The following is an 18,981-nucleotide window of genomic DNA, read 5'->3' on the forward strand; positions in this document are numbered from 1 at the left end:
ACATGCGCTGCATGTAGCCCTTTACAGCGGTTTTTCCTGTTCACGCAGCAACGCGGCAAGGCCGACTGCCTCCACCGGACGGCTGATCAGATAACCCTGCACCTCATCGCAACCCTCAGCTTTCAGAAACGCCAGCTGCTCGGATCGCTCGACACCTTCGGCGACCACTTTCAGTGACAGCCCATGAGCCATCGCAATGATCGCCCGGGTGATCGCCGCGTCCTCGCTGCCCTCCCCCAACCCGCGGATAAAGGCCTGATCGATCTTCACGTAGTCCACCGGAATCCGCTTCAGATAGCTCAGCGACGAATAGCCGGTGCCGAAATCGTCGATGGCCAGCTTCACCCCCAGATCCCGCAACTGCTGGAACGTGGCGATGATGTGTTCGACGCTGTCGAGCAACTGGCTTTCGGTCAATTCCAGTTCGAGGTAGTGCGGCGCCAGACCGGTTTCCTCCAGCACTTGGCGCACCAGACTGACCAGTTTGCCCTGCCGCAGTTGATGCACCGACAGGTTCACCGAAACCCGGATCGGCGACAGCCCCTGACGCTGCCATTCGCAAGCCTGCCAGCAGGCCTGGCGCAGGACGAACTCGCCGATCGGCCCGATCAGCCCCGTTTCTTCGGCCAGACCGATGAAGTCCCCCGGCGGTACCCGGCCCATGGTCGGATGATCCCAACGCACCAGCGCTTCTGCCGCGTTGAGGCGGCCGGTCGCCAGGCACAGTTTCGGTTGATAGAAGACGTTGAGCTGCTTGTCCTCGATGGCTTTGCGCAACTGGTTTTCCAGTTGCAGGCGCTCCAGCGTGCTGGCCTGCAGGCTGTCGGTGTAGAACTGGAAATTGTTGCCGCCCAGGTGCTTGGCATGTTGCATGGCCATGTTCGACTGGCTGACCAGCGCGGAAATCTCCCGGGCGTTGTCCGGCAGCAGGCTGATGCCCATCGAGGCGCTGACCACCAGCTCATGCCCCTCCACGGTCAACGGCAGTCGCAGCTTGCTCGACAGTCGAGTGGCGACCCGCGCCAGGCTCGACAGGCTGCCGTAGGCGTCGAACAACACCGCGAACTCATCGCCGGACAACCGGGCAATGGTGTCGGCTTCCGGCAAGGCATTGACCAGCCGTCGAGACATTTTTTGCAGCAACTGGTCGGCGATCTCGTGACCAAGGCTGTCGTTGAGCAGCTTGAAGCGATCCAGATTGATGTGCAGCAGCGCCAGGCTCCGGCGCCCGCCCTGCCGTACGCGCTGATGGGCTTCGTGCAGGCGTTCGCGGAACAGCGAGCGATTGGCAAGGCCGGTGAGTTCGTCGTAGTGGGTCAGAAAGCGCATGCGCTCTTCGGATTCACGGCGCGCCGAGAGATCGGCGAAGAAGCCGACAATATGGCTCACATTTCCCCGCCTGTCGCGCACGGCATTCAATTGCAGCCACTGCGGATACAACTCGCCATTTTTGCGGGTTTCCACCAGCTCGCCCTGCCAGCTGCCGTGCTGTTCCAGCGCGTGGCGGATCGCGACGTAATGACGGCGGGCGTCGCGACTGCACGGCAGTTCGACGACATTACGCCCGAGCATGTCGTCGATGTCATACCCAGTGACCCGGCTGAAGGCCTGATTGATGGCGATCAGCGCGTAATTCGGGTCGAGGATCACGATGCCTTCACTGGCGGCCTCGAACACCGTCGCTGCGAGTTGCTGTTGGGCTTCCAGGCCTTTGCTGACGCTGATGTCGCGCCGGGTGCCGACCATGCGAATGACCCGCCCGTTTTCGTCGCGCTCCACCGCCCGTCCACGGTCTTCGATCCAGACCCAATGGCCGTCGCCGTGGCGTACGCGGTATTCGATCTGATAATCCTCGGTGCGCCCCTTCAAGTGCTCGATCAGTGCCCGCTTGAGCGGCGGCACATCTTCCGGGTGCAAGCGTGGGCGCAGGTGCCTGAGCAGCCCGGTGACGTATTGCGGGTCAAGACCGAACAGTTCCTGAATCTGCGTGTGATGAACCTCGTCGGTCTGCAGGTTCCAGTCCCACAGCCCCAGTTCACTGGCCTTCAACGCCAGAGCCAGGCGCGCCTCGCTTTTGCTCAGCGCCTGGTTGGCGACGTCCAGCTCCCGGCTGCGCTGGGCGACCCGGTCTTCCAGCTCGACCTGCGCCTCGCGCAGCTTGCCCTCGGCGCAGCGCCGGTGCTCGATTTCCTTCGCCAGCTCCTGATTGAGCTGTTCGCTGCGGGTTTGCGTCTGTTGCAGGTGTTCGATCAGGTGCTGGTTCTGGAAGCGCCGCAGCAAACCACGATCAATCAGCCGATTGACCTGCCACGCCACGACGCTCAAGGAGCCGAGCAGAATCAGCCCGAGCCAGCCCCAGCCCCGCGCCAGTTCGTCACCGCCCCAGAACAGGTAGCCGATGGCCGGCAGCAGGCACGGCAAAGTAAAGGAAAGGAAGGCCGGAATGCTCACAGCGTAAGCCACGCTGGCCGACAGGGTCGCGGCGCCGATCAGGCCGAACACCCAGGCCTGCTGCATGAAGTTGTCGGCCGGAACCAAAGCGATGCCGGCGCCGGCCAGGGTCAGGCCGGTCATGGTCGAGCCGAGCAGGAACATCCGCCCCCAGATCGGCTGGGCCTGGCGATCGGGAATCGCCGAATCGAACGCGGCGACCTGAATCACTCGCAACGCCACCAGCGACAACAGCCACACCAGCCAGACGCTGACCACGAAGTAACGCTGCGGGCTCCAGAGCAGAGCGGCGCAGACCAGACCATTGATCAACATGAACAGGGTGGGCAACAGCGAGCCCTGGTAAAGAAGGCGCGTGCGCTCGACCGCCATCTGGGTGGCGTAAAGCTTGCGGATCACCCGAGGCTCCACGGAGGGGCCCGACAGGTCGAAGCTGAGGGTCATAGGCAACGTTCTTGTTCTTATAAGTGTGAGCATGCGCCCGGAAACGTGGACGGAGCATACACAAGCCGAACCACTTGCCAAACTGCCCCAGATCATAAATTCACTGAAACTTTTCCACCGCTCGTCCCCCTCCAAAGCCCCGACGCCAGGCGGGCCAACGCCTGTAGCCGGTGACCGACCGGTCGTCACGGGCAGCACTTTCATCGGCTAATGCAAAGCTCGGTTTGCCCGGGCCTGCGGCGCCCCCTAGAATGCCCCGATGCGCGATGATCTCTCCCTTCTGCTGAACTCCCTCAACGATGCCCAACGCCAGGCCGTAGCGGCTCCCGTTGGTCGTCAATTGGTCCTGGCCGGTGCCGGCTCCGGCAAAACCCGAGTGCTGGTGCACCGTATCGCCTGGTTGATCCAGGTCGAAAACGCCTCGCCCCACTCGATCCTGTCGGTGACCTTCACCAACAAGGCCGCTGCCGAGATGCGTCACCGCATCGAGCAATTGCTGGGCATCAACCCGGCCGGCATGTGGGTCGGCACCTTCCACGGCCTGGCGCACCGCCTGTTGCGGGCGCACTGGCAGGAAGCCGGGCTGAGCCAGACCTTCCAGATTCTCGACAGCGACGACCAGCAACGGCTGGTCAAGCGGGTGATCCGCGAGCTGGGACTGGACGAGCAACGCTGGCCCGCCCGTCAGGCCCAGTGGTTCATCAACGGGCAAAAAGACGAAGGTCTGCGCCCGCAACACATTCAGGCCAGCGGCGATCTGTTCCTGGCGACCATGCGCGGCATTTATGAAGCCTACGAGGCGGCATGCCAGCGGGCCGGCGTCATCGATTTCTCCGAACTGTTGCTGCGCGCCCTCGACCTGTGGCGCGACCACCCGGGCCTGCTGGCTCACTACCAGAAGCGTTTCCGACACATTCTGGTGGACGAATTCCAGGACACCAACGCCGTGCAGTACGCCTGGTTGCGTCTGCTGGGCAAGGGCGGCGACAGCCTGATGGTGGTTGGCGACGACGACCAGTCGATCTACGGCTGGCGTGGCGCGAAAATCGAGAACATCCACCAGTACTCTTCCGATTTCCCGGACTCGGTGACCATCCGTCTGGAGCAGAACTACCGCTCCACGGCCGGCATCTTGAAGGCCGCCAACGCCCTGATCGCCAACAATACCGGACGTCTGGGCAAGGAATTGTGGACTGACGGCGGCGACGGCGAAGCGATCAACCTTTACGCCGCGTTCAACGAACACGATGAAGCGCGCTACGTTGTCGAAACCATCGAAAGCGCGCTGAAAACCGGCCTGGCTCGCAGCGATATCGCGATTCTCTACCGCTCCAACGCCCAATCGCGCGTTCTGGAAGAAGCCTTGCTTCGCGAACGCATTCCGTACCGCATCTACGGCGGCCAGCGCTTCTTCGAGCGGGCTGAAATCAAGAACGCCATGGCTTACCTGCGCTTGCTGGAAGGTCGCGGCAACGATGCGGCGCTGGAGCGGGTCATCAACGTCCCGGCGCGTGGCATCGGCGAGAAAACCGTCGAAGCGATCCGCGATCATGCGCGCCACAGCGATGTGTCGATGTGGGAAGCCATGCGCCAGTTGGTGGCCAACAAAGGCCTGACCGGTCGCGCCGCCGGTGCACTGGGTGCGTTTATCGAGCTGATCGAGAACCTCGCCGCCAAGTGCGCCGAGATGCCGTTGCACCTGATGACCCAGACCGTCATCGAGCAATCCGGACTGATCGCCTACCACGAAGCGGAAAAAGGCGAGAAAGGCCAGGCCCGGGTAGAAAACCTTGAGGAACTGGTCAGCGCCGCGCGCAACTTCGAGAACACCGAAGAAGACGAAGAGCTGACGCCGCTGGCGGCATTCCTCGGCCACGCGTCGCTGGAGGCCGGCGACACCCAGGCCGACGAGCACGAAGACAGCATTCAGTTGATGACCCTGCACAGCGCCAAGGGCCTGGAATTCCCTTATGTGTTCCTGGTGGGCATGGAAGAAGGCCTGTTCCCGCACAAGATGAGCCTGGAAGAGCCGGGACGCCTTGAGGAAGAACGGCGTCTGGCCTACGTCGGGATTACCCGGGCGATGCAGAATCTGGTCATGACCTATGCTGAAACCCGACGCCTGTACGGCAGCGAAACCTACAACAAGGTGTCGCGTTTCGTACGGGAAGTGCCGAAAGGCCTGATTCAGGAAGTGCGCCTGTCCAACAGCGTCAGCCGGCCGTTCGGCGGCAACCAGTCGATGGGCGGCAGCAACCTGTTCAGTGGCAGCGAAATTCCGGAAACCGGCCTGAGCCTTGGCCAGGCTGTCCGTCACTCGATCTTCGGCGACGGCGTGATCCTCAACTTCGAAGGCGCCGGCGCCCAGGCCCGGGTGCAGGTGAACTTCGCCGAAGGCAGCAAGTGGCTGATGCTCGGGTACGCGAAGCTGGAAGCGATCTAAACGCAGCTCGTCGTTGCTCATCGTTCCCACGCTCTGCGTGGGAACGATCGGACACGAATACTGGAGGCAACATCCATGGGCTCGGGCTTCTTTTCCTCCTGGACGTTCTGGGCCCTGCTCTCGGCCACCTTCGCCGCGCTGACGGCCATCTTCGCCAAGATCGGCATCGAAAACGTCAACTCCGACTTCGCCACCCTGCTGCGCACAATTGTCGTATTGGTCAGCCTGGCCTTGATTTTGTACGCCACTGGCCAATATCAGTCCTTAGGATCGATCTCCGCCAGGAGCTACCTGTTCCTGCTGTTGTCCGGGCTGGGTACCGGCGCTTCGTGGCTGTGTTACTTCCGCGCGTTGAAAGTCGGCCCGGCGTCGCTGGTCGCCCCGGTGGACAAGCTCAGCGTGGTCTTCGTGGCGGTGCTCGGTGTGATCCTGCTGGGCGAGAAACTCGACCTGCGCCAGTGGGGCGGCATAGGCCTGATCACCGCCGGTGTGGTGATGCTGGCCTTGCGCCGCTGATCTATTTCCTGCTGAACCTATCTCCTTTTCCTACAGACAAAAGTACATAGCCTTATTGCCCCGACCGAGCTGAACGTAACCTGTCAGGCAAAAGCCCGAAACACTCTGCCGCTAGCCAGTGACACTTCAGCTGTGCAACATGGCGCGCGTGTCTCCACAAACGGGAATTCCCTTTATGAAACGTTTTCTTAGCATCGCCATGGCGTTGTGCATCGGCCTGACGATGAGCCTCGACGCCAACGCCAAGCGCTTTGGTGGTGGCAAAAGCGCCGGCGCTGCGCCGACGCACCAGACCAGCCAGATGGCTCCTTCTTCCCCAGGCATGGGCGGCGCTGCGGCGACCGCTGGTGCTGCCGGTGCCGCTGGCGCTGCGGCCAAGGCCGGCGGCGCTTCTAAATGGCTCGGCCCTCTGGCCGGCATCGCGGCCGGTGGCCTGCTCGCTTCCATGTTCATGGGCGGTGGCTTCGAAGGCATGCAGATCTTCGACATCCTGATCATGGCCGTGATCGCGTTCGTGATCTTCCGTTTCATCGCCGCCCGTCGCCGCAAGCAGCAGGAGCAGTTCGCTCCGGCCGGCGCGCCGATGCAGCGTGAAGTATTCGAACAGAAACCAGCAGCCATGGGCTCGATCTTCGGCGGTTCGGCGGCACCTGCTGCCGCCCGCCCGGTGATCAACGCACCGGCCTGGTTCAACGAACAGCGCTTCCTCGAAGCCGCCCGCAGCCACTTCCAGGCGCTGCAGCAGCACTGGGACGCCAACGAAATGGACAAGATCGCCGAGTTCGTGACCCCGCAGATGTTCGAGTTCCTCAAGCGCGAGCGCGCGGAACTGGGCGATGCCTTCCAGTCCACCTACATCGACAACCTTCAGGTGCAACTGGATGGCGTGGATGATCGGGCCGACAAGACGATCGCGACCCTGACCTTCAGCGGCGTGTCGAAAACCTCGCGTTTCGACCAGCAGGGCGAAGTGTTCAGCGAAAGCTGGAACATGGAACGTCCACAGGGCGACAACCAGCCGTGGTTCGTTGCCGGTATCCGCCAGAACGGCTGATCACCTCCAACGTTTTACCCGCTGCAATAAAAACCCCGGCTTCGGCCGGGGTTTTCTATTTCGCGGTTGCATCTATAGCGAGCTACTGTATAAACCGGCCCATATAAACCGCGCCATTCAAGCAAGAGGATCCCGGACGTGGAAGAAATCATCGAACAACTGCGCGAAGCCAACGAACCCGTACCGGTTCCTTTGGAATTGCCCGACGAAGACCAGTTGGTGGAAATCGAAGAAGAACTCTTCATCAACATCCCGTTCGTCTTCAAAGAGTTTCTACTGACCGTCAGCGACGTGGTTTACGGCAGCCTGGAGCCGGTGACCGTCACCGACCCGCAGTCCCACACCTACCTGCCGGACGTAGCCGCCAACGCCTGGGATGCCGGCGTGCCGCGCGACCTGATCCCGATCTGCCAGGACGGTGACGACTACTACTGCGTCGAAGAAGACGGCACCGTGGTGCTGTGGTCGGGCGAAGAAGAACTGATCACCGAAGAGTCCTGGGAATCGGTCTGGCACTGGGCGCGGGACGTCTGGCTGGAAAGCTGAAACGCCACGCCTCCATGGATGCTCAGTGCCCCGATGGTTCCTTGTGGTTGTCGAGGGTTTCCAGCAAGGCGACCTGCATCCGCGTGTGTACCCGGATGAACCAGCGCCAGAGCAGCGCCGCCACGGCGGCCGCGACCACGGCGATCAGCACCAGCAACTTGTTGGTCGGCAAGATACTGGCCGACAAGGCTGCCAGCAGCAGGAAAATCACCAGCAGCGAGATGATCGGGATCACTTCGGCGATCACCCGGCGCACTCGCTGTGTGTGACGCCCGGCCATTTCCGGCTTCACGCCCATCTCCGCCAATAGCATCGACAGCGCCTTGAGCTTGCGATAGGCCGCGATCAGGAACGGCAACGACACCAGCAACGCCCCGCCCCAGATCAACGCTTTCTGCCAGCTCGGATCGCTGATCCAGTCCTGCATCCAGATCGAGAGCCGCCCGGCAAAGAAAGCGCCGGCAAAGAAGATCGCGATCACCAGCGCCAGATTGACCCCGACCTGCAGCAGAATCCGCCGGATCATCGAGGCCAGCATCGCGCCCTCACCCTGCGGCTGAATGCTGCGCAGCCACTCGCCGTACATCCCGAACACCCGACCAAGGCGCTGCGGCATGGCGGCGGACAGCTTGATCGAGAGCGGATCGGCAGCCCGGATCAGGTACGGCGTCAGCAACGTGGTAATCACCGAAACCGCCACGGCCACCGGGTAGAGGAAGTTGCTGGTGACCTGCAGGGTCATCCCCAGGGCCGCGATGATGAAGGAGAATTCGCCAATCTGCGAAAGCCCCATCCCGACCCGCAGTGAGGTGCGTCCGTCATTGCCGGCGATAAACGCACCGAGGCCGCAGGACAGCATCTTGCCCAGCACCACGGCGACCGTGATCACCGCAATCGGCCACGCGTATTGCAGCAGGATCATCGGGTCGAGCATCAAGCCGATGGCGACGAAGAAGATCGCGCTGAACAGGTCGCGAACCGGCTCGATCAGCCGCTCGATTTTCAGCAATTGCCGCGACTCGGCCATGATTGCGCCGATCAGGAACGCGCCGAGCACCATGCTGTATTCGAGTTTGACCACCAACAGGCAGAAACCGAAACACAGGCCCAGCACCGTGATCAGCAGCATCTCGTTGCTTTCGAATTTCGCCACGTAAGCCAACAGTCGTGGTACCAGCAGAATGCCGATCACCAAGGCGACGATCATGAACAGCGAGAGCTTGCCGACTGTGGAAAACACTTCGCCGGAACTCACCGTGCCGCTGACCGCGATGCTCGACAGCAAGGCGATGATGCCGATGCCGAGAATGTCCTCGACGATCAGCACGCCGAAAATCAACTGCGCGAAACGCTCGTTTTTCATCTTCAGGTCGTTAAGCGCCTTGACGATGATGGTGGTCGAAGAAATCGCCAGGATCGCGCCGAGGAACAGCGAATCCATGGTGTTCCAGTCGAACCAGCGGCCGATTTCGTAGCCGATCCAGATCATCAGCACAATTTCGAGGAACGCTGCGATGAAGGCCGTGGCGCCGACCTTGAACAGCTTGCGCAAGCTGAACTCCAGCCCCAGGCAGAACATCAGGAAAATCACCCCCAGTTCGGCGAGGGTCTTGATCGTTTCTTCATCGTGGATCAGGCCGAACGGCGGTGTGTGCGGGCCGATGATGAAGCCGGCGACGATGTAGCCGAGCACCACCGGCTGCTTGAAGCGGTGAAACAGAACGGTCACCACACCTGCGACCAACATGATCACCGCCAGATCCTGAATAAAGCTGATGGCATGCATGGTGTGGGCTCCTTGAATAACGAGGCTCACGCAAGCATGAAAATGTCTGGGTGAGCTGAGTAAAAATCCGCTTTTGGTGTAGGAATCGCCCTTGGGGAGGCGCTTTTGCAGGGTAACACCGGGACTTCCGGCTGAAAGGCGGTGCAATATATGGAAACAGATCGATTCGGGCGTGACGGCGGCCAGTTGCCTGGCGTCCCGATAACGGTGCTTTTGAAAAGCGACCAGGCACCCGCAGAGGTGTTTCTTCCAGCAACCCTGCCTTGACCCGTGAGAACGTTATGGAACCCGGAAACGCCCAGCTGTCGATGACGGTACTGATGACCCCCGACATGGCCAACTTCTCTGGCAATGTCCACGGCGGCACCCTGCTCAAATACCTCGACGAAGTGGCCTACGCCTGCGCCAGCCGTTATGCCGGCCGCTACGTGGTGACCCTGTCGGTGGATCAGGTGATTTTCCGCGAGCCGATCCATGTCGGCGAACTGGTGACCTTCCTGGCGTCGGTGAACTACACCGGCAACACCTCGATGGAAGTCGGCATCAAAGTGGTGACCGAGAATATTCGCGAGCGCTCGGTGCGCCACACCAACAGCTGCTTCTTCACCATGGTCGCGGTGGACGATCAGCGCAAACCCGCCGCCGTACCGCCGCTGCAACCGCAGAACAGCGAAGACAAGCGCCGCTACATGCAGGCGCAACAACGCCGGCAGATTCGTCAGGAGCTGGAAAAGCGCTATCAGGAAATCAAGGGCGACGCCTGAGTGAAAGCGCGCTCGCGGACGTGGTTCGCGAGCGCCGCAATGATCAGAGGCTTATTGGCGTGGCCTCGAATTTCACCCGCGGATGCGCAATCCGGTCTTGCGCCCGCACCAGTTGCAGTTCGTAACTGGCGCAGGCCTGGGTTTCCAGCAACACCTCATGCACCGCCGCGGCGGTGAATTCGAACGCCGCCACCAGGCTGTCACCGAGCAACACGCGGGCCAGGAACAGCCCGGACGTCAGATCGCCTACTCCCACGGGCTGACGCGGAAACGCCAGCAGCGGACGACGCAGATGCCAACTGCCCTCGGCCGTCACCAGCAACATTTCAAAGCCATCCGCCGGCTTGCCCGGATAATCCAGGTGTTTGACCAGCACCGCTTTCGGCCCGCGAGCCAGCAGCGCCCGCGCCATCGCCAGGCAATCGAACAGCGACTGCGGCTTGCGCCCGGAGAAGCTGTCCAGCTCCAACTGGTTCGGGCACATGAAATCCGCAACGGCAGCGGCTTCGTCCAACAGAAAATCACTGACTTCAGCAGGAACGCTGCAACCCTTTTCCGGATGCCCCATCACCGGGTCGCACAGATATAGGGCTTTCGGGTTGGCCGCCTTGATCCGCTCGATGCCACTGAGAATCGCCCGCCCCTGCGCCGCACTGCCGAGATAGCCGGACAGCACCGCATCGCAGTTGCCCAGCTCACCGATAGCGGCGATGCCCTCGACCAGCTCGGGGATCCGGTGCGGCGCCAGCACTTCGCCGGCCCATTGGCCGTACTGGGTGTGGTTGGAGAACTGCACCGTATTGAGCGGCCAGACATTCACCCCGACCCGCTGCATCGGAAAAACCGCAGCGCTGTTGCCGGCGTGGCCGAACACCACATGGGACTGGATGGCGAGCAGATGAGGCGTACGTTTCATTCGGGTTTTTCCGTAAAACGATTGAAATTCAAGCCGCGCAGTATGCGACGAAACGCAGCCTGTACGACAGACCGGCGACGCAGTTAAGCTGACGCCATCATTTGGAGTTTCGTGTTGATGCTCACCCTGGAAAACATTTTCGTGCTGATGCTGTTCGCCGTCGCCGCTGCGTGGCTCTGGCACAACCACGGCTTGCGCGAGCGAGCGCTGGAGCGGGTCAAACAGCATTGCGTGAATGTCGGCATCGAGTTGCTCGACGGTAACGTGGCGCTGAAGAAGATCGGTCTGATCAAGGACGCCAGCGGTCGGCGGCGCCTGGCCCGGGTCTACAATTTCGAATTTACCGTGACCGGCGAAACCCGACACAACGGCACCATCACCCAATTCGGCGCACACAGCGCGCAGATTGAACTGGCGCCCTACCCGGCACCGTTCGATGACACGCCTCCCGTGGTGGAGGTGACAAAACCGCGTGGTGAAGTGATCGAGCTGAGCCAGTGGCGTCAGGAACACACCAAGTGGAAGCCTTGAGTCAGCTGACTTGAAGCCGACACTGAGCCAGCCCGGCCTGTAATTCGCCGACAGCTTGCGGTTCGTCGAAAATCAGCTCGATCCGGGAATCCTTGCGCCATTCACTGGGTAGCCAGCTGAGCTTGGCATTGTCCAGCGCATTGGCTGACTGCCAGCCGTCCGGGCTGTGAATCACCAGTTTGGCCCGGCGCCAGTTCAGGCTTTTCAGCCATTGGGTTATCCCCGACACATCGAACACCTGGCTCGGATGCCAGCGCCAACCGATGCTCCACCCCCCCTCCTGTGCCTGACTCAAGCAGATCGGCAACGCCGGATCGCTCCAGATCGCCGGCATCTGTGCCAACCCCTGGGGCACGATCAACTTATCCACACCAGCCTGCGCCCGTACCGCCAGCCCCGGCAACTCACGGAGCGGCAACATCGCCTGTTGCGTCCAGATCAGCCGTACAGGCGGCAACTGTCGGGTGATTCGCTCACGCGTGGGCTCGTCGAGGCTTTCTGCCTTGTTCAATAGCAGCAGGCCTGCGCTGGACAAGGTTTCCTGTTGGGAGTCCGGCAGCGGTCTGCCCGCCGCCAAGGTCTGGGCGTCCAGCACCAGCACGCAAGGTTGTACGGCGAGTACGCCTTGCCACGGCGCCTCGTTCAGTTGCTTCAGCAACTGCGCCGGATGACCGAGTCCGGAGGGCTCAATGAACAACCGATCCGGCTTTGCCTTGCGCAGCAATCGGCCCAGACCGACCTGGAACGGCGCACCGTTCACGCAACACAAACACCCCCCGGCCACTTCGCCCAGTGCGATACCATCGGCGTCGCGGGTCAACAGCGCCGCGTCGAGCCCGATCTGGCCGAACTCGTTGATCAGCACCGCCCAGCGCTCGCCCGCCGGTCGCTGCGCCATGAGCTGGCGGATCAGGCTGGTCTTGCCCGCGCCCAGGGGGCCGGCGATGACGTGGGTGGGAATGTTCTGCAACATGATCAAGGTTTTCTGGAGGTCGAAGATGCGGTGGATGGGATGGTCGTTGCTGCTGGCGCTGGTGTCGAGCGAGGCGTTGGCCCAGGCCTGCGTGGTGCACAGCCAGGCGGAGCGGCTCGATGTAAAAGTCTGCCAGCAGAACCGCAACATCCCGGAAAAACTGTTCAACGACGGTTTCTGCCAGCCAACCCTGGCCGGGCAGAAAGTCGAGGTTCAATACCTTGATCAGTGCCCCGCCGGCGCGTTCGGTGTGTGCAGCAACGCGCAAGTCGCCAATATGCCTTATCGCCAGGATATCCACTATTACGGCGTGGCCACCGATGCGGCGTATTTGCTGCCCTATTGCGAGGGCCGGAGCCAGGGGAAGTGGCTCGAGCCCTGACGCGCTATCCGAGCCAGTCGAGGGTCAGCATCAATCGCCGCTCCCCCGGCGTCGGTTGTGGCGAACGATGGATCAGGCCGAAACCTTCGTTGCCGTGCCATTTTTCACCCTTGAGCAAGGCCACTTCGCCCCGACTCAATTGCTGAATCCGTGACGTTTCCTGCGGCTCGGCTTGCGGATTTCCCAGTTGCCGACGATCCATTTCCCCTTCCCTGAGCCATTCGCTGCCGACGCCTGCGTACGTGGTGATCAACCGCACCGGCACATGATCGACGTGAAAACGCGGACACATGGCCTTGTCCAGCACCCGCAGGCGCAAGCCGATCCGCCGCGCGCCCAGCAGGCAGGCGAAGGCACTGACCAACCATTTCAGATCGGCGATAAACCCTTCGTAGCCTTCCAGATCGCGAAAGCCGCTGGCCAGTCCCGTGAGATCCGGATCTGCGTCTTCGTCCGGCAATTCCAGGCACAACGCCTCGGCGTAGGGTTCGTTCAGAGACAGCAACAAGTCCGCAAACTCGGCAATGTGCAGCGGAAGCTGCCGTTGCCAGACCGCGAGATTGATCTCATTTTCGAGAATGTCCACCAGCGCCTGCGGGGTTTCGCCGAAAGACTGATGGCGTGTGCTGCCTGGCAGCGGTTTCAGGGCGAGCATCAGGCGACCTCGTCGTGCCAGGAGCCAAAGGGATCGCGAAGTTGTAACCAGCCTTGCGTACCGAGCGCCATTTCGGCATCAGTCAGCAGGCAATCATCGAGCTCCAACGACAGCTGTGCGAAATCGATGTTCTGCCCGATAAACACCAGCTCCTGGCGACAATCACCTACGCTGGCGACCCAGTTTTCCATGATCGCGGCGGTGCTTTCCTGATCCAGCGGCCACTGTTCTTTCGGTACGAAGCGCCACCAGCGCCCGGCGAAACCGTGGCGCATCAACCCGCCAGCCTGGGACCAGCTACCAGCATCAGTGGGTTTGCTGGCCAACCAGAAGAAGCCCTTGGAACGCAGCAGTTTGCCGTTTACCCATGGGCGATCGATGAAGTCGAAGAAGCGCTGTGGATGAAAGGGCCGGCGTGCCCGATAGGCCGTGGAGGCGATGCCGTACTCTTCGGTTTCCGGCACATGTTCGCCACGCAGCTCCTGCAACCAGCCGGGGGCCTGGGCGGCCTTTTCGAAGTCGAAACGACCGGTGTTGAGAATCTTCTCCAGCGGTACTGCGCCCATGACCATCGGGATGATCTCGGCCTGAGGGTTGAGACGTTTGAGAATGGCCATCAGCTCTTCCCGCTCGCGACTGCTGATCAGGTCGATCTTGCTGATCAGCAGGACGTCGGCGAACTCGATCTGCTCGATCAGCAGATCGGTGATCGAGCGCTCATCTTCTTCACCGAGGAATTCGCCACGGGAGGCGAGATTTTCGGCGGCCTGGTAGTCCGGCAGAAAACTCATACCGTCGACGACAGTGACCATGGTATCGAGGCGAGCAATGTCGGCGAGGCTTTGCCCCTGCTCATCACGGAAAGTGAAGGTTTCGGCCACCGGCAGCGGCTCGGAGATTCCCGTGGATTCGATCAGCAGATAATCGAAGCGGCGTTCGCGGGCCAACTGACTGACCTCTTCAAGCAGGTCTTCGCGTAACGTACAGCAGATACAGCCGTTGCTCATTTCCACAAGCTTCTCTTCGGCGCGGTTCAGGCTGACATCACGCTGAACTTCGCTGCCATCGATGTTGATCTCGCTCATATCATTGACGATAACGGCGACGCGCAGATCGTCCCTGTTACGTAGTACGTAATTCAAAAGTGTACTTTTTCCGGCGCCGAGAAAGCCGGACAAAACGGTCACGGGAAGTCGGTAAGACATTGGATAAACCTCATCAGACGGTCGCTGAACAGCGCTGGAAGCTCTCGGGGCTCGCGTTCTTCGGCTTCAATGAGATCACCAGGGAAGCGGACGCTTGAAATGAAAGCCACGGAAAGCCTTGCCTGATGAATGTTATAGTATAACAACAAAATCAATCCACTCTCTTCTTGCCCAAAGTGACAAAGGGCCGGAAGCTGCAATCAGTTCGCCGTCGAGTGACATCATGAAAACCGCGCTGAAATACTCGTTTATCTGGCTGGCAACGCTGACGTTGAATGCCGTGGCACAAGTGCCGGGGCTCTCCAATTGCACACGCAGCGCAAACCTGTTGGCATGCGTGGACGCCAACGGCAACGCCTATAGCGTCAACACTGTCGGCAGCACGATTTACTTGCGTGGTTTTGAACAAGCGGGAAACCGCTACTGGGCACAAACCAACAGCCGCTACGGACAACTGACGTTTTTCACCGGCATCGCTTCCGATGGAGAAGCCTGGGTTGGCTACAACCGCCGCGTGGGCTGGACGACGATCAATCGGTTCTCCAGCTCCGGCGGCAGCAGCGCGAAGTTTACTTGCAACCGGATTACCGGCTGCTAAACCCGCGCCCCTTTCTGCTCTTGTTGCCACGCCATATAGCTGTCGACAGGTGGATTTTTCTGGAAGTAGCGCTGCAAGCCCTCAAACAAACCGTCTGCCACCGCCTGCTGATGACGCGCAGTTACCAGCCGTTGGCTGTCCCGCGCGTTGGAAATGAATCCGGTTTCCACCAGGATTGAAGGCACATCCGGCGACTTCAGAACGGCAAATCCAGCTTGTTCCACGCGCTTTTGATGCAGCGTGGTGATGCCAGCCAGGCTGCCCAGCACTGTGCTTCCGAGTTGCAAACTGGCAGCGATGGTTGCGTTCATCGACATGTCGAGGATCACGCCAGCGAGCATCGGATCCTTATCCTTAAGATTGAGCAGGCTGGTAGCCCCGAGCAGATCCACACCGTTCTCACGCTGCGCCATGAACCGCGCGGTGGCGGACGTAGCGCCACCTTCGGACAAGCAATACACCGACGCTCCAGAGGCTGTCAGACGCGGCGCAGCATCGGCGTGCACCGAGATGAACATGTCGGCCTTGTGCTGACGCGCGATCTCCACACGCTTGCGTAACGGAACGAAGAAGTCGTCGTTACGAACCAGCTTCACATCAAAGCCTTTCTCTCGCTTGAGCCGGCGTGCGAGCAGTTGCGCAATGGACAGAACCACATCCTTCTCACGCTCGCCCTTGGCGCCAATTGCACCCGGATCTTTTCCGCCATGCCCAGGGTCGACCACCACCATGATGTCGCGCTTGGGGTGGGATTTTTCTTGGGGTGTTTCACGTGGAACGCTCGCCGGGAGCCCTGCTGAAGCGCTCATCAGATCCAGAACCAGGCGATGCCCTTGCCCGTCCTGAGGTGCCAATAAGAATGAATTGAGCTGAACCGGGCTGCTTAGATCCAGCACGATGCGGGTATTCCCCTGGCCAAAATGGCCGGAGCGAATCGAGCGAATCAGGGTGTCGGATAAAGCCAACTGGCTGAAATCGCCCTCCAGGCTGGCCCCGCTTAAATCGATGATTACCCGCTCCGGCGCGCTCAAAGTAAATGTCTTGTAGCTCACAGCGCCGCTCAGGTCGAACACCAGCCGCAGCTTGTTATCCGAACGCGAAATCCGCGCATTGCGTATCTGCGTGGCGGACACCGAAAAAGGCAAAACAAAGGCCGCGCTGGCCAGCATCAGGTTGAGCAAATGGCGTCTGTGCATATGAAAGCCTGTTCATGAAAAAGGCATCGTGGTTTGAATTGTTATAATGTAACATCAAATTCAATCACCATGATGGAACTGCTCATGAACGCGCTGACTCTGCCGGATGTCGCGGCTCAAGCCGCCCGCCAGGCCCTGCCTCTCGAATGGGTGGGGATGTGCGGCATCGCATTACCTGTGTTTATCGAAGGCCAACGCCTGGCCGCAAAAGCGGATGCGGGCGTCAGCCTGGATGATGGAGACGCACGTGGCATTCACATGTCACGGCTCTATCTTGGGCTGGAAGCGCTGGAGCAGCAGAATCTTTCTCCCGCTCTACTACGCCGAATTCTGCAGCGCTTTCTCGACAGCCACGAAGATCTGTCTGATGCCGCCTATCTCAATATCCACACCGATTTACTCCTGAGAAGGCCCGCGATGGTCAGTCCTCTGGCGGGATGGAAAACCTATCCCGTCACTGTTTCAGCGCAGCTAAAAAACAAAGTGTTCCACGTGGAACTGAAAATCGAGGTGGCGTATTCCTCAACTTGCCCATGTTCTGCGGCATTGGCGAGGCAACTGATCCAGCAACAATTCGTCGACGACTTCGCCAACAAACCACTGCAGCACGCCGATGTGTTGGCGTGGTTGGGCTCGACCCAAGGCATTTTGGCTACACCTCACAGTCAACGCAGTACCGCCCAGTTGCATTTGCACCTGGACGAATTCGTCGACGAACTGCCCCTGACGTCCATCATCAACGACGCCGAAGCAGCCCTCGGCACCGCCGTGCAAACCGCTGTGAAACGCGCCGACGAACAAGCCTTCGCCCTTGCCAACGGCCAGAACCTGATGTTCTGCGAAGACGCTGCCCGCCGCCTGAATCTGGCACTGCGTCGTTCACCCGGTATCAGCGAATTCCACGTCCGAGTCATCCACGCCGAAAGCCTTCATGCTCACGACGCCGTCGCCGAGACTCATTGGCGCCGGGAGCAGCCATGATTCGCTGCCACAAGCTGAGCTGGGGAATACCCGGCCAACCGCTCACCGCGCCGCTCGACCTTCGATTGGAAAGCGGCAGTCTGACGGCAATCATTGGCGTCAACGGCAGCGGCAAAAGCAGCCTGCTCAAAGTCATCGCCGGGTTACAGCGACCACTGGCCGGCAAGGTCGAGCTGGGTGTTCCACGTCAAAGCGGTTTGTCATTCCTGCCCCAACAACAGCATCTGGATCGGCAGTTCCCGATCAGCCTTCAGGAATTGGTCGCTGCCGGTTTCTGGGGACGCCGACTGTCGTCGCAACTCAGGGCCCAACGTCTCGAATCCGCGCTTGAAGACTGGCACCTGAGCGGACTTGAACATCGCCCCCTGATAGCCCTCTCCGGCGGAGAACTGCAGCGCGCCCTGCTCGCCCGATTGAGCCTGGCCGACACACCGTTGCTGTTGCTCGACGAACCCCACGCCGCGCTCGACGAACTGGGTCAGACCCTGCTGTGGCAACACCTGCAAGCCTGGCATGAGCAGGGACGAACCCTGGTCGTGGTTTGCCATGACCTTGCCGCCGTGCGCCAACACATTCCACAAACCCTGCTGATCAAACAGAGCGGCTGCGCATTCGGCAGCAGCGTCGATCTGATCCAGCAAACGCCTCACACGCAGGTGGCCTGATGCTCACGCTCAGCCATTTATGGCAGCCGTTCCACGAGTTCGTTTTCATGCGCCGGGCCCTGCTCGGCGGCCTGGTATTGGCGTGCAGCACGGCACCGCTGGGTGTGTTTCTGATCCTGCGCCGGATGAGCCTGATCGGCGACGCCGTCGCCCACGGCATTCTCCCCGGCGCCGCACTGGGGTTCTGGTTCGCCGGGCTGAGTCTGCCAGCGCTGACCCTCGGCGGACTCGGTGCCGGCCTGAGCATGGCCGGACTCGCCGCGTGGATCACCCGACGCACCGGCCTGCGCGAAGACGCGAGCCTCGCGGCCATCTATCCCATCTCGCTGGCCAGCGGCGTGCTGATTCTCGGCATCGCCGGCAAGCGACTGGATTTGCTGCACCTGCTGTTCGGCTCCGCATTGGCGGTCGACGGGCCAACTCTCAACGGCATGTTGTGCGTTTCGGCGCTCAGCCTGATGGCCATGACGCTGATCTACAAACCGCTGCTGCTCGACACCCTCGATCCGTTTTTCCTGCGCACGGTCAGCCGGCTCGGCCCCGTCGCCCATGGTGTGTTCCTGACGCTGGTGGTGCTCAATCTGGTGATTGGCTTCCAGGCGATCGGCGCCCTGATGGTGGTCGGCCTGATGATGCTGCCCGCCGCTGCCTCACGCTTCTGGAGCCGGCGCCTGCCGATCCTGATTGCCACCGCCGCGCTCATTGGCAGCGTCTCGGTATGGCTCGGTCTGCTGCTGTCGTTCTACTACTCGCTGCCCAGCGGCCCGGCCATCGTGCTGGTCGCCGGTGGCGGTTACTTGTTGTCCGTGGTGTTCGGGCCGGTTCACGGTCTGTTGCGCCGCCCGCCTTTGCTCACATCCCAATGAGGTGTTTCC

General features: G+C 61.0%; 18 protein-coding genes. 11 read left to right on the forward strand and 7 right to left on the reverse strand.

The genetic code is table 11. The features are described from left to right. Positions 1 to 21 precede the first annotated feature (21 nt). Positions 22 to 2,895, reverse strand: a complete 2,874-nt coding sequence (locus tag L6D81_RS12515) for a putative bifunctional diguanylate cyclase/phosphodiesterase (RefSeq protein ID WP_236179841.1) — start codon at positions 2,893 to 2,895, stop codon at positions 22 to 24. 259 nt (positions 2,896 to 3,154) lie between these two features. On the opposite strand from L6D81_RS12515, the gene uvrD reads away from it, so the two are divergent. The 4 genes from uvrD to L6D81_RS12535 all read left to right on the forward strand — a co-directional run bounded on the left by uvrD (position 3,155) and on the right by L6D81_RS12535 (position 7,454). Beyond that, the gene (gene uvrD, locus L6D81_RS12520) at positions 3,155 to 5,338 is read left to right on the forward strand and encodes a DNA helicase II (protein WP_007954248.1); all 2,184 of its coding nucleotides are present in this window, start codon (positions 3,155 to 3,157) and stop codon (positions 5,336 to 5,338) included. A gap of 75 nt (positions 5,339 to 5,413) precedes the next feature. Then, positions 5,414 to 5,854, forward strand: a complete 441-nt coding sequence (locus L6D81_RS12525; protein WP_179693210.1) for an EamA family transporter — start codon at positions 5,414 to 5,416, stop codon at positions 5,852 to 5,854. A 175-nt stretch (positions 5,855 to 6,029) separates the two neighbouring features. After that, on the forward strand, positions 6,030 to 6,908 hold the full coding sequence (locus tag L6D81_RS12530) for a Tim44 domain-containing protein (protein ID WP_236179843.1): 879 nt from the start codon (positions 6,030 to 6,032) through the stop codon (positions 6,906 to 6,908). Between the two features lie 138 nt (positions 6,909 to 7,046). Then, on the forward strand, positions 7,047 to 7,454 hold the full coding sequence (locus L6D81_RS12535; protein WP_007954245.1) for an SMI1/KNR4 family protein: 408 nt from the start codon (positions 7,047 to 7,049) through the stop codon (positions 7,452 to 7,454). A gap of 22 nt (positions 7,455 to 7,476) precedes the next feature. On the opposite strand, the gene L6D81_RS12540 is transcribed toward L6D81_RS12535, so the two are convergent. Next, complete coding sequence (locus L6D81_RS12540; RefSeq protein ID WP_085686044.1) at positions 7,477 to 9,240, reverse strand: cation:proton antiporter; 1,764 nt, start codon at positions 9,238 to 9,240, stop codon at positions 7,477 to 7,479. Between the two features lie 281 nt (positions 9,241 to 9,521). Between L6D81_RS12540 and L6D81_RS12545 the strand changes: the two genes are divergently transcribed. Next, on the forward strand, positions 9,522 to 10,004 hold the full coding sequence (locus L6D81_RS12545) for an acyl-CoA thioesterase (RefSeq protein WP_003229693.1): 483 nt from the start codon (positions 9,522 to 9,524) through the stop codon (positions 10,002 to 10,004). 43 nt (positions 10,005 to 10,047) lie between these two features. On the opposite strand, the gene pdxY is transcribed toward L6D81_RS12545, so the two are convergent. Further along, on the reverse strand, positions 10,048 to 10,920 hold the full coding sequence (gene pdxY / locus L6D81_RS12550) for a pyridoxal kinase PdxY (RefSeq protein ID WP_064379732.1): 873 nt from the start codon (positions 10,918 to 10,920) through the stop codon (positions 10,048 to 10,050). A gap of 117 nt (positions 10,921 to 11,037) precedes the next feature. On the opposite strand from pdxY, the gene L6D81_RS12555 reads away from it, so the two are divergent. Further along, the gene (locus tag L6D81_RS12555; RefSeq protein ID WP_236179845.1) at positions 11,038 to 11,451 is read left to right on the forward strand and encodes a DUF3301 domain-containing protein; all 414 of its coding nucleotides are present in this window, start codon (positions 11,038 to 11,040) and stop codon (positions 11,449 to 11,451) included. 1 nt (position 11,452) lies between these two features. On the opposite strand, the gene L6D81_RS12560 is transcribed toward L6D81_RS12555, so the two are convergent. Continuing rightward, positions 11,453 to 12,424, reverse strand: coding sequence for a CobW family GTP-binding protein (locus tag L6D81_RS12560; RefSeq protein WP_236179847.1), 972 nt, complete (start codon positions 12,422 to 12,424; stop codon positions 11,453 to 11,455). A 25-nt stretch (positions 12,425 to 12,449) separates the two neighbouring features. Between L6D81_RS12560 and L6D81_RS12565 the strand changes: the two genes are divergently transcribed. Further along, entirely contained in the window at positions 12,450 to 12,806 is a 357-nt protein-coding gene (locus L6D81_RS12565; protein ID WP_236179849.1) for an NADH:ubiquinone oxidoreductase, read from the forward strand. Positions 12,807 to 12,810: 4 nt separating this feature from the next. Here the strand turns inward: L6D81_RS12565 and L6D81_RS12570 are convergent, their stop codons facing one another. Next, the gene (locus tag L6D81_RS12570; protein ID WP_236179851.1) at positions 12,811 to 13,461 is read right to left on the reverse strand and encodes a DUF1826 domain-containing protein; all 651 of its coding nucleotides are present in this window, start codon (positions 13,459 to 13,461) and stop codon (positions 12,811 to 12,813) included. Then, positions 13,461 to 14,666 (reverse strand): zinc metallochaperone GTPase ZigA, encoded by a 1,206-nt coding sequence (gene zigA / locus L6D81_RS12575; RefSeq protein WP_236179853.1) that lies wholly within the window; start codon positions 14,664 to 14,666, stop codon positions 13,461 to 13,463. Before zigA ends, L6D81_RS12570 begins: the two co-directional genes overlap by 1 nt. Before the next feature lie 223 nt (positions 14,667 to 14,889). Here zigA and L6D81_RS12580 point away from each other — a divergent pair, with 223 nt between their 5' ends. Then, the gene (locus L6D81_RS12580) at positions 14,890 to 15,264 is read left to right on the forward strand and encodes a glutamine synthetase (protein ID WP_236179855.1); all 375 of its coding nucleotides are present in this window, start codon (positions 14,890 to 14,892) and stop codon (positions 15,262 to 15,264) included. On the opposite strand, the gene L6D81_RS12585 is transcribed toward L6D81_RS12580, so the two are convergent. After that, the gene (locus L6D81_RS12585) at positions 15,261 to 16,460 is read right to left on the reverse strand and encodes an N-acetylmuramoyl-L-alanine amidase (RefSeq protein WP_236179857.1); all 1,200 of its coding nucleotides are present in this window, start codon (positions 16,458 to 16,460) and stop codon (positions 15,261 to 15,263) included. The genes L6D81_RS12580 and L6D81_RS12585 overlap by 4 nt on opposite strands. Positions 16,461 to 16,544: 84 nt before the next feature. Here L6D81_RS12585 and folE2 point away from each other — a divergent pair, with 84 nt between their 5' ends. The 3 genes from folE2 to L6D81_RS12600 are packed head-to-tail and all read left to right on the forward strand — an operon-like array spanning position 16,545 to position 18,972. After that, positions 16,545 to 17,441, forward strand: coding sequence for a GTP cyclohydrolase FolE2 (gene folE2, locus L6D81_RS12590; RefSeq protein WP_236179859.1), 897 nt, complete (start codon positions 16,545 to 16,547; stop codon positions 17,439 to 17,441). Beyond that, positions 17,438 to 18,106, forward strand: a complete 669-nt coding sequence (locus L6D81_RS12595) for a metal ABC transporter ATP-binding protein (protein ID WP_236179861.1) — start codon at positions 17,438 to 17,440, stop codon at positions 18,104 to 18,106. Before folE2 ends, L6D81_RS12595 begins: the two co-directional genes overlap by 4 nt. Next, entirely contained in the window at positions 18,106 to 18,972 is an 867-nt protein-coding gene (locus L6D81_RS12600; RefSeq protein WP_236179862.1) for a metal ABC transporter permease, read from the forward strand. Before L6D81_RS12595 ends, L6D81_RS12600 begins: the two co-directional genes overlap by 1 nt. The last annotated feature ends 9 nt before the right edge of the window (positions 18,973 to 18,981 follow it).

Source organism: Pseudomonas sputi (assembly GCF_021603585.1).
Classification (GTDB): Bacteria; Pseudomonadota; Gammaproteobacteria; order Pseudomonadales; family Pseudomonadaceae; genus Aquipseudomonas; species Aquipseudomonas sputi.